13 protein-coding genes are annotated in these 15152 nt (G+C 52.9%); 5 read left to right on the top strand and 8 right to left on the bottom strand.

Features of this window, described 5'->3' with window-relative positions:
• Positions 1-85: 85 nt before the first annotated feature.
• The 3 genes from rho to trxA form a co-directional block, all read right to left on the bottom strand.
• Positions 86-1345, bottom strand: coding sequence for a transcription termination factor Rho (gene rho, locus QUE34_RS23150; RefSeq protein WP_001054527.1), 1260 nt, complete (start codon positions 1343-1345; stop codon positions 86-88).
• A gap of 84 nt (positions 1346-1429) precedes the next feature.
• Positions 1430-1531 (bottom strand): rho operon leader peptide RhoL, encoded by a 102-nt coding sequence (rhoL, locus tag QUE34_RS23145; RefSeq protein WP_001295255.1) that lies wholly within the window; start codon positions 1529-1531, stop codon positions 1430-1432.
• A 140-nt stretch (positions 1532-1671) separates the two neighbouring features.
• Positions 1672-2001 carry a thioredoxin TrxA gene (gene trxA / locus QUE34_RS23140; protein ID WP_001280776.1) on the bottom strand — a complete coding sequence of 110 codons (330 nt, stop codon included), beginning with the start codon at positions 1999-2001 and terminating at the stop codon, positions 1672-1674.
• A 130-nt stretch (positions 2002-2131) separates the two neighbouring features.
• Between trxA and rhlB the strand changes: the two genes are divergently transcribed.
• Together rhlB and gppA are read left to right on the top strand one after the other, a co-directional pair.
• On the top strand, positions 2132-3397 hold the full coding sequence (gene rhlB / locus QUE34_RS23135; protein WP_000047508.1) for an ATP-dependent RNA helicase RhlB: 1266 nt from the start codon (positions 2132-2134) through the stop codon (positions 3395-3397).
• 135 nt (positions 3398-3532) lie between these two features.
• A complete protein-coding gene (gene gppA / locus QUE34_RS23130) occupies positions 3533-5017 on the top strand; it encodes a guanosine-5'-triphosphate,3'-diphosphate diphosphatase (protein WP_001355380.1) in 1485 nt (494 codons plus the stop codon).
• 47 nt (positions 5018-5064) lie between these two features.
• Here the strand turns inward: gppA and rep are convergent, their stop codons facing one another.
• On the bottom strand, positions 5065-7086 hold the full coding sequence (gene rep, locus QUE34_RS23125; RefSeq protein WP_001238880.1) for a DNA helicase Rep: 2022 nt from the start codon (positions 7084-7086) through the stop codon (positions 5065-5067).
• 216 nt (positions 7087-7302) lie between these two features.
• On the opposite strand from rep, the gene QUE34_RS23120 reads away from it, so the two are divergent.
• Positions 7303-7752: a type II toxin-antitoxin system PemK/MazF family toxin gene (locus tag QUE34_RS23120; RefSeq protein WP_000996698.1), complete on the top strand. Its 450-nt coding sequence runs from the start codon at positions 7303-7305 to the stop codon at positions 7750-7752.
• Positions 7753-7903: 151 nt separating this feature from the next.
• Positions 7904-8185: a peptidylprolyl isomerase PpiC gene (ppiC, locus tag QUE34_RS23115; RefSeq protein ID WP_001140258.1), complete on the top strand. Its 282-nt coding sequence runs from the start codon at positions 7904-7906 to the stop codon at positions 8183-8185.
• A 45-nt stretch (positions 8186-8230) separates the two neighbouring features.
• On the opposite strand, the gene ilvC is transcribed toward ppiC, so the two are convergent.
• Complete coding sequence (ilvC, locus tag QUE34_RS23110; protein WP_001296589.1) at positions 8231-9706, bottom strand: ketol-acid reductoisomerase; 1476 nt, start codon at positions 9704-9706, stop codon at positions 8231-8233.
• Positions 9707-9857: 151 nt separating this feature from the next.
• Here ilvC and ilvY point away from each other — a divergent pair, with 151 nt between their 5' ends.
• The gene (gene ilvY / locus QUE34_RS23105) at positions 9858-10748 is read left to right on the top strand and encodes an HTH-type transcriptional activator IlvY (RefSeq protein WP_032304143.1); all 891 of its coding nucleotides are present in this window, start codon (positions 9858-9860) and stop codon (positions 10746-10748) included.
• Here the strand turns inward: ilvY and ilvA are convergent.
• From ilvA to ilvE, 3 genes are all read right to left on the bottom strand, one after another.
• Complete coding sequence (ilvA, locus tag QUE34_RS23100; RefSeq protein ID WP_072274257.1) at positions 10745-12289, bottom strand: threonine ammonia-lyase, biosynthetic; 1545 nt, start codon at positions 12287-12289, stop codon at positions 10745-10747. The two genes, ilvY and ilvA, sit on opposite strands and share 4 nt — an antisense overlap.
• Positions 12290-12291: 2 nt before the next feature.
• Positions 12292-14142, bottom strand: a complete 1851-nt coding sequence (ilvD, locus tag QUE34_RS23095; RefSeq protein WP_032304140.1) for a dihydroxy-acid dehydratase — start codon at positions 14140-14142, stop codon at positions 12292-12294.
• A gap of 64 nt (positions 14143-14206) precedes the next feature.
• A complete protein-coding gene (gene ilvE / locus QUE34_RS23090) occupies positions 14207-15136 on the bottom strand; it encodes a branched-chain-amino-acid transaminase (protein WP_000208520.1) in 930 nt (309 codons plus the stop codon).
• Positions 15137-15152: the final 16 nt, after the last annotated feature.

Genomic DNA, 15152 nt, shown 5'->3' with positions numbered 1-15152 from the left:
CTAACATTGCCAGTGCGGCAATAAGATTACAGATATAAAAGCAAAACGCCACGTAAACACGTGGCGTTTTTGGCATAAGACAAATTTATGAGCGCTTCATCATTTCGAAGAAATCGTCATTGGTCTTGGTCATCGCCAGTTTATTAATGAGGAACTCCATGGCATCGATTTCGCCCATCGGGTGAATGATTTTGCGCAGGATCCACATTTTCTGCAGCTCTTCCTGAGTAGTGAGCAGCTCTTCTTTACGGGTACCGGAACGGTTGTAGTCGATTGCCGGGAAGACGCGTTTTTCAGCGATCTTACGAGAGAGGTGCAGTTCCATGTTGCCTGTACCTTTAAACTCTTCGTAGATAACTTCGTCCATCTTGGAACCGGTATCGATAAGCGCGGTAGCGATGATGGTCAGGCTGCCGCCCTCTTCCACATTACGCGCCGCACCGAAGAAGCGTTTCGGGCGATGCAGGGCGTTGGCATCCACACCACCGGTCAGCACTTTACCTGACGCCGGAACAACGGTGTTGTAAGCACGCGCCAAACGAGTGATGGAGTCGAGCAGAATGATAACGTCTTTCTTGTGCTCAACCAGGCGTTTCGCCTTCTCGATCACCATTTCCGCAACCTGAACGTGGCGAGATGCGGGTTCGTCAAAGGTGGAAGCAACAACTTCACCTTTTACCAGACGCTGCATCTCGGTGACTTCTTCCGGACGTTCGTCAATCAGCAGAACCATCAGCACACAATCCGGGTGGTTGTAAGCAATGCTCTGAGCAATGTTCTGCAGCAGCATGGTTTTACCGGCTTTCGGCGGTGCCACAATCAGACCACGCTGACCACGACCGATAGGTGATGCCAGATCCAGTACGCGAGCGGTTAAATCTTCAGTAGAACCGTTACCACGTTCCATGCGCAGACGAGAGTTTGCGTGCAGCGGGGTTAAGTTCTCAAAGAGGATTTTGTTGCGGGCGTTTTCAGGTTTGTCGAAGTTAACTTCGTTAACTTTCAGCAGCGCAAAATAGCGTTCACCTTCTTTCGGCGGGCGAATCTTACCAGAGATGGTATCACCAGTGCGGAGGTTGAAACGGCGGATTTGGCTAGGAGAAACGTAGATGTCATCAGGACCGGCGAGGTAGGAGCTGTCTGCGGAACGGAGGAAACCAAATCCATCCTGCAATATCTCCAGTACGCCATCACCAAAGATATCTTCGCCACTCTTTGCGTGCTGCTTCAGGATGGCAAAAATAATGTCCTGCTTACGCATACGAGCCAGGTTTTCCAGCCCCATATTTTCGCCGAGAGTGATCAGCTCAGAAACCGGCGTATTCTTTAATTCGGTAAGATTCATAGTGGTGTGAGTTCTTAAACTTGGGGTAAATCTCGAACTTAATGTTGTGAATGGTATGGCAGGATCATCCATGCCTGTTTACGGTCATCGACTCATGTCTTTTCGCTGCCTGGTCACAGGAGAGTACGCAGAACTGAAACGACAAGACGGATTGAGTGACGAGCCAGAAATCTGTTCACTTCGCATTTAAGATAAAACGGGAAGCGTTGGAAATTACAAGATTCAAACTTAATAAGGTATGTTTAATACGAAGTCAACACTAAGTTAGCATGACTCACGCCGGGCGTCCAGTTTTTAGCGACAGGGCACCCGAACATGAAATTCCCTTACGCCAGGTTAGCGTCGAGGAACTCTTTCAACTGACCTTTAGACAGTGCGCCCACTTTGGTTGCCGCCACTTCACCGTTTTTGAACAGCAGCAGAGTCGGGATACCACGGATGCCATATTTCGGCGCAGTGCCAGGGTTTTGATCGATGTTCAGTTTTGCAACGGTCAGTTTGCCCTGATATTCGTCAGCGATTTCATCCAGAATCGGGGCGATCATTTTGCACGGACCGCACCACTCTGCCCAGAAATCAACGAGGATCGCCCCGTCCGCTTTGAGTACATCCGTGTCAAAACTGTCGTCAGTCAGGTGAATAATTTTATCGCTCATATATAACTCCACAGGAATAAGCCTGGCGTGTTGGTTTCGTTGTTGGTGTAACATTAACCAACTAAAGGTTGACTTTATTTCACCGGATACGCTTTCGTAAAGCAATAGTAAGCTGATATTCTACCACACTATGAGCAAAACACATTTAACAGAACAGAAGTTTTCCGACTTCGCCCTGCATCCGAAGGTTGTAGAAGCCCTTGAAAAAAAAGGGTTTCATAACTGTACGCCCATTCAGGCACTGGCCCTTCCGCTGACGCTGGCGGGTCGTGACGTAGCCGGGCAGGCGCAAACCGGTACCGGGAAAACGATGGCGTTTCTTACGTCAACGTTTCATTATCTTCTCTCTCATCCCGCGATTGCCGATCGCAAGGTGAATCAGCCGCGTGCCTTAATTATGGCACCGACGCGTGAACTTGCCGTGCAGATCCACGCCGATGCGGAGCCACTGGCGCAAGCTACCGGCCTGAAGCTGGGTCTGGCTTACGGTGGTGATGGCTACGACAAACAGCTGAAAGTGCTGGAAAGCGGCGTTGACATACTGATTGGCACCACGGGTCGTTTAATTGACTACGCCAAGCAGAACCACATTAACCTCGGTGCCATTCAGGTGGTAGTACTGGACGAAGCCGATCGCATGTACGATCTGGGCTTTATTAAAGATATCCGCTGGCTGTTCCGCCGTATGCCGCCTGCAAACCAGCGCCTCAACATGCTGTTCTCCGCCACGCTTTCGTACCGGGTACGCGAACTGGCATTCGAGCAGATGAACAATGCCGAATATATTGAAGTGGAACCGGAACAGAAAACGGGCCACCGTATAAAAGAAGAGCTTTTCTACCCTTCTAACGAAGAAAAAATGCGTTTGCTGCAAACGCTGATTGAAGAAGAATGGCCAGACCGAGCGATTATTTTCGCCAACACCAAACATCGTTGTGAAGAGATCTGGGGCCACCTGGCAGCAGATGGTCATCGTGTCGGTTTGTTGACAGGCGATGTCGCGCAGAAAAAACGTCTGCGTATCCTTGATGAATTTACCCGTGGCGATCTGGATATTCTGGTTGCCACCGACGTTGCCGCGCGTGGTTTGCATATTCCGGCAGTGACGCACGTCTTTAACTACGATTTACCCGATGACTGTGAAGATTACGTTCACCGTATTGGTCGTACAGGTCGCGCAGGAGCAAGCGGTCACTCTATCAGCCTGGCCTGTGAAGAGTATGCATTGAATTTGCCTGCTATTGAGACCTATATTGGTCACTCAATTCCGGTAAGCAAATACAATCCGGACGCATTGATGACCGATCTGCCAAAACCGCTGCGCCTCACACGCCCGCGTACAGGTAATGGTCCGCGTCGTACTGGCGCTCCGCGTAATCGTCGTCGTTCAGGTTAAATAAAAAATGTCATACTCAAAATCATTCAAACTGTATCAAGATGGCAAGAGAGTTAATCCCAATGAACTTACTGTAGTAAGTGATTCGGATGAAAGAACGCAGCCAACGCAGAGACAGAATGAAGGATGAAGAGTATGGGTTCCACTTCGTCATTATATGCAGCCATTGATCTCGGTTCGAATAGTTTTCATATGCTGGTTGTGCGCGAGGTGGCTGGAAGCATCCAGACGCTGACGCGAATTAAACGCAAAGTGCGTCTGGCTGCTGGCCTGAACAGCGAAAATGCCCTGTCTAATGAAGCAATGGAGCGCGGTTGGCAATGTTTGCGCCTGTTTGCTGAACGTCTGCAAGATATCCCTCCCTCGCAAATTCGCGTTGTCGCCACGGCGACATTACGCCTTGCCGTCAATGCCGGTGATTTTATTGCCAAAGCGCAGGAAATCCTCGGTTGTCCGGTACAAGTGATCAGCGGTGAAGAAGAAGCTCGCCTGATTTATCAGGGGGTTGCTCACACCACTGGCGGTGCCGATCAGCGCCTGGTGGTGGATATCGGCGGCGCCAGTACTGAACTGGTAACCGGCACGGGCGCACAAACCACCTCGTTGTTCAGCCTGTCGATGGGCTGCGTCACCTGGCTGGAACGCTATTTTGCCGATCGTAATCTGGGGCAGGAAAATTTTGATGCCGCAGAAAAAGCGGCACGCGAAGTGTTACGTCCGGTTGCCGATGAATTGCGGTATCACGGCTGGAAAGTATGCGTTGGTGCTTCCGGCACTGTGCAGGCCTTACAAGAAATCATGATGGCACAGGGGATGGATGAACGGATTACCCTGGAAAAGTTGCAGCAACTGAAACAGCGCGCCATTCATTGTGGTCGACTGGAGGAACTGGAGATCGACGGGCTGACGCTGGAACGTGCGTTAGTGTTCCCGAGTGGTCTGGCGATCCTGATAGCCATTTTTACCGAACTGAATATTCAGTGTATGACCCTGGCTGGCGGTGCACTGCGTGAAGGCCTGGTCTACGGCATGTTGCATCTGGCCGTCGAGCAGGATATTCGCAGCCGTACGCTGCGTAATATTCAACGCCGCTTTATGATCGATATTGATCAGGCTCAGCGAGTAGCCAAAGTTGCGGCTAATTTCTTCGATCAGGTGGAAAACGAATGGCATCTTGAAGCAATAAGCCGTGATTTGCTCATCAGCGCCTGTCAGCTTCATGAAATCGGTCTGAGCGTTGATTTCAAACAAGCGCCGCAACATGCTGCTTATCTGGTGCGTAATCTGGATCTTCCCGGTTTTACGCCTGCACAGAAAAAATTACTGGCGACGCTACTACTCAACCAGACGAACCCAATAGATCTCTCCTCGTTGCATCAACAAAATGCCGTACCGCCACGCGTCGCAGAACAACTCTGCCGTTTACTACGCCTGGCCATCATTTTTGCCAGCCGTCGCCGTGACGATCTCGTGCCAGAGATGACATTAAAGGCCAACCATGAACTGTTGACCTTGACGCTTCCGCAAGGTTGGCTAACCCAACATCCGCTGGGTAAAGAGATTATTGATCAGGAAAGCCAGTGGCAAAGCTATGTTCACTGGCCGTTGGAAGTGCATTAAAGAGTAATATGCTGGGTGCGATGCTCGCGCATCTTACCCGGCCTTGATTATTTCCCTCGTTTTGCTGCCATCATCGCCTTCAGATTTGCCAGATGGTTTTGGCCTTTCTGCATTCGTTCTTCGGCGCTGACAACTTTGCGCTCCTGTTCCCATACCAAATCATCCTGCGGCAGCTCCAGCAGGAAGCGACTCGGCTCCGGGCGCACAAGTTCGCCGTACTGACGGCGTTCTTTACACAGCGTAAAGGTCAATTCCTTCTGGGCGCGGGTGATGCCAACATAGGCCAGCCGACGCTCCTCATCAATATTGTCTTCATCGATGCTGCTCTGGTGAGGCAAAAATCCTTCTTCCATACCGACCATGTAGACATAAGGAAACTCCAGCCCTTTTGACGCGTGCAGAGTCATCAGTTGTACCTGATCCAGCTCTTCCTCGCTCTCGCCGCGCTCCATCATGTCTCGCAGAGTAAAGCGCGTCACCACCTGAGTGAGCGTCATCGGCTCATCCAGTTCACTGCCTTCCAGCATCTCCGTCATCCAGCTAAACAGTTGGTTGACGTTCTTCATGCGCATTTCGGCAGCTTTCGGGCTGGGCGATGTTTCATACAGCCAGGATTCATAATCCATGCCGTGGATCAGATCGCGTACTGCGGCAATCGGTTCCCGCTCCGCCAGGCGCTGGATTTCCGCTAGCCAGTGAGTGAAGCGGGTCAATGCTTCATAACCACGTCCACTAAGCGTCTGACTCAGGCCCATATCAAAACTGGCGGTAAACATACTTTTATTGCGCGTCATCGCCCACTCGCCCAGCTTTTTCAGCGTCGCCGGGCCAATCTCTCGTTTCGGCGTGTTAACGATACGCAGAAATGCGCTGTCATCGTCCGGGTTAGTCAGCACGCGCAGATAAGCCAGCAAATCTTTGATTTCTGGGCGAGAGAAAAACGACGTGCCACCGGAAATTTTGTACGGGATGCGGTTTTGCATCAGGAATTTTTCAAACACCCGCGACTGATGGTTACCACGATAAAGAATGGCGTAATCTTTGTACTGCGTTTTATTGACGAAGTGATGGGCGATCAATTCACCGGTGACGCGCTCGGCCTCATGTTCCTCGTTATTCGCGCTTAAAACTTTTAGCTCTGTGCCGTAACCCAGTTCAGAAAAAAGACGCTTTTCAAAGACGTGCGGGTTATTGGCGATAAGGATGTTCGCCGCTTTCAGAATACGCCCGGAAGAGCGATAGTTCTGTTCGAGTTTAATCACCTTCAACGCAGGGAAATCCTGGCTCAACAGCACCAGGTTTTGCGGACGGGCACCGCGCCAGGAGTAGATCGACTGGTCATCATCGCCTACCACGGTAAAACGTGCGCGGCTGCCCACCAGCAGTTTCACCAGTTCATACTGGCTGGTGTTGGTGTCCTGATACTCATCCACCAGCAGGTAGCGAATTTTGTTCTGCCAGCGCTCGCGGACTTCTTCATTGCGTTGCAGCAGTAACGTCGGCAATAAAATCAGATCATCGAAGTCGAGAACGTTACAGGCTTTCAGGTGTGAATCATACAGCCCATAACAATGGGCAAAAATGCGATCCCGCTCGCCCTTTGCTTCTGCCGCCGCCTGCGCCGGTGTTTTGAGATCGTTCTTCCAGTTAGAGATGGTCGAAATCAGCTGTTGCAGAAGAACTTTGTCATCTTCAATCAGCCCCTCGGTCAGTTCTTTGAGCAACGCCAGTTGATCGGTATCGTCAAACAGTGAAAAGTTCGCTTTCATCCCAAGCGCCGCATACTCCCGTTTGATGATATCCAGCCCTAATGTATGGAAGGTGGAGATCATCAGCCCGCGCGCCTCTTTACGCCCCAGCGTCTGCCCGACACGCTCTTTCATCTCGCGCGCCGCCTTATTGGTAAAGGTCACCGCCGCGATATGCCGTGCCTGATAACCGCAACCGCGGATCAGATGGGCGATTTTATTGGTGATAACACGAGTTTTACCGGAACCCGCGCCCGCCAGCACCAGGCAGGGGCCGGTAACGAATTCGACAGCTTGTTGTTGGCCGGGGTTTAGACGCATAGGTGTATTGCTCAATCTTCGAACGGGGGGAGGATTGTAGCAGAATCGCATTTGAATGTGACCGAGTGAAAACCGCTAACCGGATGGCTGCGGATGTTTAAATCAGAGAGGGAAGGCCGAAACCGGAGTGCATCATGAATCCATTAGACTTAGAAAATATCGGGTCGTAACGTTGTGTTATTACTTTTTCAGAGTTTACTAAGGAGAGGTTTACTCGTGGCGATTAATTTCAGCCCCAAGGTTGGTGAAATACTGGAATGCAACTTTGGTAACTATCCTGTTAGCCAGAATGGACAGTTCAGCACGACGTATTACGATGGCCGCATTCCACCTGAGATGATAAAAAATAGGTTGGTTGTCGTGCTCAACGGAAAAATTAATGGCAACGCATGTATCGTCGTTCCATTATCAACCACTCGCGACCATGACAAGTTAAATCGTGGAATGCATGTTGAAATAGCCAGTAATGTTATCAATGACCTGCAATTCTTTGATCAGCAGATACGTTGGGCTAAAGCCGACCTGGTACAACAAGTCAGTCGAAACCGATTAAACAGAGCAAGGACTTATCGGGGGTATCTTAATCAATGTTTGCCACATGAGTTGGTTGCAGACATACAGAGGGCAGTCATCAAGTCAATCAATGCCATATCGCTCATAAATTGACAATAAAATCACCATCCCCGATAATGACTCTGTAGCCCATAGAGGCCCTAAGTTTTCTCCCCTTGAGGGACCTGCGAAGCCCGGATTTTCCGGGCTTTTGCCATATATGTCCCCCCTCCCTGACTGACAATTTTTAATTCAAGGCACGATCATGGCAAAAACAGCAGCAGCACTGCATATCCTTGTAAAAGAAGAGAAACTGGCTCTGGAACTTCTCGAGCAGATTAAGAATGGTGCCGATTTCGGCAAGCTGGCGAAGAAACACTCTATTTGCCCGTCAGGGAAACGCGGCGGTGATTTAGGTGAATTCCGCCAGGGCCAGATGGTTCCGGCGTTCGATAAAGTGGTTTTCTCTTGTCCGGTACTGGAGCCAACCGGTCCGCTGCATACCCAGTTCGGGTATCACATCATTAAGGTGCTTTACCGTAACTAACAGCAAGGCCTTCTCCGGGAGAAGGCCTTGAACTCTGAATCGCACTTAACCCGCAACTGCAATACGTTTCATATCCGTCATATAGCCGCGCAGTTTCTTACCTACCTGCTCAATCGCATGGCTGCGAATCGCTTCGTTCACATCACGCAACTGCGCGTTATCTACCGCACCTTCCGGAATAGCTTTACCCAGGTCGCCCGGTTGCAGCTCTGCCATAAACGGTTTCAGCAACGGCACACAAGCGTAAGAGAACAGATAGTTACCGTACTCGGCGGTATCAGAGATAACCACGTTCATTTCGTACAGACGCTTACGGGCGATGGTATTGGCAATCAGCGGCAGTTCGTGCAGTGATTCATAGTAAGCAGACTCTTCGATGATGCCGGAATCAACCATGGTTTCGAATGCCAGCTCAACGCCTGCTTTTACCATCGCGATCATCAGTACGCCTTTATCGAAGTACTCCTGCTCGCCGATTTTGCCTTCATACTGCGGCGCGGTTTCGAACGCGGTTTTGCCGGTCTCTTCACGCCAGGTCAGCAGTTTCTTATCGTCGTTAGCCCAGTCCGCCATCATGCCGGAAGAGAATTCGCCAGAGATGATATCGTCCATATGTTTCTGGAACAGCGGTGCCATGATCTCTTTCAGTTGCTCTGACAGCGCATAAGCACGCAGTTTCGCCGGGTTAGAGAGACGGTCCATCATCAGGGTGATGCCGCCCTGCTTCAGGGCTTCGGTGATGGTTTCCCAACCGAACTGAATCAGTTTTTCTGCATATGCCGGGTCGGTGCCTTCTTCCACCAGCTTGTCGAAGCACAGCAGAGAGCCAGCCTGCAACATACCGCACAGAATGGTTTGCTCGCCCATCAGGTCAGATTTCACTTCCGCAACAAAGGACGACTCCAGCACGCCCGCACGGTGACCACCGGTGGCTGCCGCCCATGCTTTAGCGATCGCCATGCCTTCGCCTTTCGGATCGTTTTCCGGGTGAACGGCAATCAGCGTCGGTACGCCAAACCCACGTTTGTACTCTTCACGCACTTCGGTGCCAGGGCATTTCGGCGCAACCATTACTACGGTGATGTCTTTACGGATCTGCTCGCCCACTTCGACGATGTTGAAACCATGCGAGTAACCCAGCGCCGCGCCGTCTTTCATCAGCGGCTGTACGGAACGCACCACGTCGGAGTGCTGTTTGTCTGGCGTCAGGTTAACGACCAGATCCGCCTGCGGGATCAGCTCTTCATAAGTGCCAACTTTAAAACCGTTTTCGGTCGCTTTACGCCAGGATGCGCGCTTCTCAGCGATCGCTTCTTTACGCAAGGCATAGGAGATGTCCAGACCAGAATCACGCATGTTCAGGCCCTGGTTCAGACCCTGTGCGCCACAACCGACGATGACCACTTTTTTACCCTGAAGGTAGCTCGCGCCGTCAGCGAATTCGTCGCGGCCCATAAAGCGACATTTACCCAGTTGCGCCAGTTGCTGGCGCAGATTCAGTGTATTGAAGTAGTTAGCCATGGTGATTCCTCGTGATGTTGTGCTTCTTATTGTTCGGTTCGCTGATGAGCGAGAATGTCACCACATTACAACAGGAAATTTATTGCGGAAATTGATATATTCACAACGTCATGTTGCAATTTCTGCAACGTCCTAACCGGGGGATCTACCAGTGGATTTACGCGACCTGAAAATGTTTCTACATCTGGCGGAAAGCCGCCATTTTGGCCGCAGCGCACGGGCGATGCACGTCAGTCCGTCCACGCTTTCGCGTCAGATTCAGCGCCTGGAAGACGATCTCGGTCAACCATTGTTTGTACGCGATAACCGTACGGTGACGCTGACGGAAGCGGGCGAAGAACTGCGCGTTTTCGCCCAGCAAACACTGTTGCAGTATCAGCAATTGCGCCACACCATCGACCAGCAAGGGCCGTCCCTCTCTGGCGAATTACATATCTTCTGCTCGGTGACCGCTGCCTACAGCCATCTGCCGCCGATTCTGGATCGCTTCCGCGCGGAACACCCGTCGGTGGAGATTAAACTCACTACTGGTGATGCGGCGGACGCAATGGAAAAAGTTGTAACGGGGGAAGCGGATCTGGCGATTGCCGGGAAGCCGGAGACGCTGCCCGGTGCGGTGGCGTTTTCGATGCTGGAGAACCTTGCGGTGGTGCTGATCGCGCCAGCCTTACCGTGCCCGGTGCGTAATCAGGTTTCGGTAGAGAAGCCGGACTGGTCTACAGTGCCGTTTATCATGGCCGATCAGGGACCGGTACGCCGCCGCATTGAACTGTGGTTCCGACGCAACAAAATCAGCAACCCGATGATTTACGCCACGGTTGGTGGGCATGAAGCGATGGTATCGATGGTGGCGCTCGGCTGCGGCGTGGCCTTGTTGCCAGAAGTGGTGCTGGAAAACAGCCCGGAACCGGTGCGTAACCGCGTGATGATTCTGGAGCGTAGCGATGAGAAAACGCCGTTTGAGCTGGGCGTTTGTGCACAAAAAAAGCGGCTGCATGAGCCGCTGATTGAGGCTTTCTGGAAGATTTTACCGAACCATTAACCTGCCAAAAAGAACCTGAACGCCGGGTTATGGGTTTCGTCGTGGCAATCGTAGCCCAGCTCATTTAGCCGGGTTTCGAAATCCGGTTCATGATCGCCAAGCTCGAACGCCGCCAGTACGCGCCCGTAGTCGGTACCGTGGCTGCGATAATGGAACAGCGAGATGTTCCAGTGCGTACCCAGCGTGTTGAGGAAGCGCAGCAGCGCACCCGGTGATTCCGGGAATTCGAAGCTGTAGAGACGTTCCTGCAACGGATGCGATGGACGCCCGCCAACCATATAGCGCACGTGTAGCTTCGCCATTTCGTCGTCGGAGAGATCAACCACGCTGTAGCCGCCATCGTTGAGCATCTGCAAAATTTCTTTACGCTCTTCGAGGCCGCGGCTTAAGCGCACGCCGACAAAAATGCAGGCGTTTTTCGCATCGGCAAAGCGGTAGTTGAACTCGGTGACCGAGCGCCCGCCAAGCAACTGGCAGAACTTCAGGAAGCTGCCCTTCTCTTCCGGAATGGTCACCGCCAGCAATGCTTCACGTTGTTCGCCCAGTTCGCAGCGTTCCGAGACGTAGCGCAGGCCGTGGAAGTTCACGTTAGCACCGGAAAGAATATGCGCCAGCCGTTCACCGCGAATGTTGTGCTGAGCGATATATTTTTTCATCCCTGCCAGTGCCAGCGCGCCGGAGGGTTCCGCCACCGCGCGCACATCTTCGAATAAATCCTTCATCGCCGCACAGATAGCATCACTATCGACGGTGATGATGTCGTCGAGATACTCCTGGCACAAACGGAAGGTTTCGTCGCCAATGCGTTTTACCGCAACGCCTTCAGCAAACAGCCCCACGCGCGGCAGATCCACAGGATGACCCGCATCCAGCGCCGCTTTCAGGCAGGCAGAATCTTCCGCTTCTACGGCGATCACTTTGATTTGCGGCATCAGTTGTTTGATCAACACCGCCACACCCGCCGCCAGACCGCCGCCGCCGACCGGCACAAACACGCGGTCAAGATGGGCATCCTGCTGGAGCAGTTCCAGCGCCAGCGTGCCTTGCCCAGCGATCACCATCGGGTGGTCGAACGGTGGCACCCAGGTGAAGCCCTGCTGCTGTGACAGTTCGATCGCTTTCGCTTTTGCTTCGTCAAAGTTCGCGCCATGAAGCAACACTTCGCCGCCAAAGCCGCGTACCGCATCAACTTTGATATCGGCGGTGGCGGTTGGCATGACGATCAGCGCCTTCACGCCTAACCGTGCGGAAGAAAACGCGACGCCCTGCGCGTGATTACCCGCCGAGGCAGTGATCACGCCGTGCGCTTTTTGTTCTTCCGTCAGGCCCGCCATCATGGCGTATGCACCGCGCAGCTTAAAGCTGTGTACCGGCTGGCGATCTTCGCGCTTCACCAGAATCACGTTATCAAGACGCGACGAGAGCTTTTCCATTTTTTGTAGCGGCGTGACCTGCGCCGCCTCGTAAACCGGTGCACGTAGCACCGCTCTTAAATATTCGGCGCCTTCCGGAGCACCAGACAGGGGTTGTGAGTCTGCCATCATTAACCCCCCAGTTTCGATTTATCGCGCACCGCGCCTTTGTCGGCGCTGGTTGCCAGGCTGGCGTAGGCGCGCAGGGCAAAGGAAACCTGACGTTCACGGTTTTTCGGCGTCCAGGCTTTGTTGCCACGGGCTTCCTGCGCTTCACGACGGGCCGCCAGTTCGGCATCGCTTACCTGTAACTGAATGCCACGGTTCGGAATGTCGATAGCGATCAGGTCACCATCTTCAATCAGGCCAATGCTGCCGCCGCTTGCCGCTTCCGGCGAGACGTGGCCGATGGAAAGACCAGAGGTGCCGCCGGAGAAGCGTCCATCGGTGATCAGCGCACAGGCTTTGCCGAGCCCCATTGATTTCAGGAAGCTGGTTGGGTAGAGCATTTCCTGCATGCCAGGGCCGCCTTTCGGGCCTTCATAGCGGATCACCACCACATCGCCCGCGACAACTTTGCCACCGAGGATCGCTTCTACCGCGTCGTCCTGGCTTTCGTACACTTTCGCCGGGCCGGTGAATTTTAGGATGCTGTCATCGACGCCTGCGGTTTTAACGATGCAGCCGTTTTCTGCGAAATTACCGTAGAGCACCGCCAGACCGCCGTCTTTGCTGTAGGCGTGTTCCAGCGAGCGGATACAGCCATTGGAGCGATCGTCGTCCAGCGTATCCCAGCGGCAATCCTGCGAGAATGCCTGTGTAGTACGAATGCCCGCAGGGCCAGCGCGGAACATATTTTTTACCGCATCATCCTGGGTCACGACGATGTCGTATTGTTCCAGTGTTTGCGGCAACGTCAGGCCAAGTACGTTTTTCACATCACGGTTCAGTAACCCCGCGCGATCCAGTTCGCCGAGAATACCGATAACACCACCAGCACGGTGAACATCTTCCATATGGTATTTCTGGGTGCTCGGCGCGACTTTACACAGCTGCGGTACTTTGCGGGAGAGCTTATCGATATCACTCATGGTGAAGTCGATTTCCGCTTCCTGTGCCGCCGCCAGCAGGTGAAGTACGGTGTTAGTCGATCCGCCCATCGCGATATCCAGCGTCATGGCGTTTTCAAACGCCGCCTTACTGGCGATGTTACGCGGCAGTGCGCTTTCATCATCCTGTTCGTAGTAACGTTTGGTCAATTCAACAATGCGTTTACCGGCATTGAGGAACAACTGCTTACGGTCAGCGTGGGTTGCCAGCAGCGAGCCGTTGCCCGGCTGCGACAGGCCCAGAGCTTCGGTCAGGCAGTTCATCGAGTTAGCGGTGAACATCCCGGAACACGATCCGCAGGTTGGACAGGCGGAACGTTCAACCTGATCGCTCTGGGAGTCAGAGACTTTCGGGTCTGCGCCCTTGATCATCGCATCAACCAGATCGAGCTTGATGATCTGATCGGACAGTTTGGTTTTCCCGGCCTCCATCGGGCCGCCGGAAACAAAGATCACCGGAATATTCAGGCGCAGGGAAGCCATCAGCATCCCCGGGGTGATTTTGTCGCAGTTAGAGATGCAGACCATGGCGTCGGCGCAGTGGGCATTGACCATATACTCAACGGAATCAGCGATCAGTTCGCGAGATGGCAGTGAATAAAGCATCCCCCCGTGGCCCATAGCGATCCCATCATCCACCGCAATGGTATTGAACTCTTTGGCAACGCCGCCAGCCGCTTCAATTTGTTCGGCGACCAGTTTACCGAGATCGCGCAGATGAACGTGACCCGGTACAAATTGGGTGAACGAGTTCACAACCGCGATAATCGGCTTACCGAAATCGGCGTCGGTCATTCCGGTGGCGCGCCACAGCGCACGAGCACCCGCCATATTACGACCATGAGTGGTGGTGGCGGAACGGTACTTAGGCATACTTTATTTACTCCCAGTGTCTGTCTCGTAAATGGGACGGTGCGTGCCGTCCCATTTTTTGTATTTATTGATTAACTTGATCTAACCAGCCCCATTTATCTTCGGTTTCGCCGGTGAAGAGGCCGAAGAAGGCTTGCTGGATGCGTTTGGTAACCGGGCCACAACGGCCTTCGCCTACCTGGATACCATCTACACTGCGCACTGGCGTGATTTCAGCCGCTGTACCAGACATAAACACTTCATCCGCCAGGTACAGTGATTCGCGCGACAGCACCTGCTCACGCACTTCAATTCCCAGTTCTTTCGCCAGTTTGATGATGGCGTCACGGGTAATCCCCGGCAGCGCGGATGAGGTGAACGGTGGGGTAAACAGCACACCGTCTTTCACTTCAAACAGGTTTTCGCCCGCACCTTCAGAGATATAACCATTCACGTCCAGCGCGATACCTTCCTGATAACCGTGGCGGCGCGCTTCGCTACCCACCAGCAGAGAAGAGAGGTAGTTACCACCGGCTTTTGCCGCGGTTGGGATGGTGTTTGGCGCTGCGCGGTTCCAGGAGGAAACCATTGCATCGATCCCCTGCTCCAGCGCTTCTGCACCCAGATACGCTCCCCACGGGAAAGCGGCGATAATCACGTCGGTTGAGTATCCCGCTGGCGGGTTTACGCCCATGCCAACATCACCGACGAAGATCAGCGGACGGATATAGGCGCTGGTGAGATTGTTTTTGCGGATCACGTCACGACACGCTTCCATCAGCTCATCAATGCTCTGCGAAACCGGGAAGCGATAGATTTTGGCGGAGTCATGCAGACGCTGCATATGCTCACGATGGCGGAATACAACTGGTCCTTTGTGCGAATCATAGCAACGGATACCTTCAAAAACTGAGGTACCATAGTGCAGCGCGTGCGACATCACATGCACCTTCGCGTCTTCCCAGCGAACCATTTCCCCATTGAACCAAATGTAATCAGCTTTCTTCGTGGTCATTTTTATATTCCTTTTG

Source organism: Escherichia sp. KS167_9B (genome assembly GCF_030295215.1).
GTDB lineage: Bacteria > Pseudomonadota > Gammaproteobacteria > Enterobacterales > Enterobacteriaceae > Escherichia > Escherichia coli_F.
This window is presented reverse-complemented; position numbering and strand designations above follow the sequence as displayed.

Bases quoted from the DNA above. Each gene is read 5' to 3' on its own strand.
- rho (WP_001054527.1), bottom strand. From the start codon at position 1,345: ATGAATCTTACCGAATTAAAGAATACGCCGGTTTCTGAGCTGATCACT.
- rhoL (WP_001295255.1), bottom strand. From the start codon at position 1,531: ATGCGAAGTGAACAGATTTCTGGCTCGTCACTCAATCCGTCTTGTCGT.
- trxA (WP_001280776.1), bottom strand. From the start codon at position 2,001: ATGAGCGATAAAATTATTCACCTGACTGACGACAGTTTTGACACGGAT.
- rhlB (WP_000047508.1), top strand. From the start codon at position 2,132: ATGAGCAAAACACATTTAACAGAACAGAAGTTTTCCGACTTCGCCCTG.
- gppA (WP_001355380.1), top strand. From the start codon at position 3,533: ATGGGTTCCACTTCGTCATTATATGCAGCCATTGATCTCGGTTCGAAT.
- rep (WP_001238880.1), bottom strand. From the start codon at position 7,086: ATGCGTCTAAACCCCGGCCAACAACAAGCTGTCGAATTCGTTACCGGC.
- ppiC (WP_001140258.1), top strand. From the start codon at position 7,904: ATGGCAAAAACAGCAGCAGCACTGCATATCCTTGTAAAAGAAGAGAAA.
- ilvC (WP_001296589.1), bottom strand. From the start codon at position 9,706: ATGGCTAACTACTTCAATACACTGAATCTGCGCCAGCAACTGGCGCAA.
- ilvA (WP_072274257.1), bottom strand. From the start codon at position 12,289: ATGGCAGACTCACAACCCCTGTCTGGTGCTCCGGAAGGCGCCGAATAT.
- ilvD (WP_032304140.1), bottom strand. From the start codon at position 14,142: ATGCCTAAGTACCGTTCCGCCACCACCACTCATGGTCGTAATATGGCG.
- ilvE (WP_000208520.1), bottom strand. From the start codon at position 15,136: ATGACCACGAAGAAAGCTGATTACATTTGGTTCAATGGGGAAATGGTT.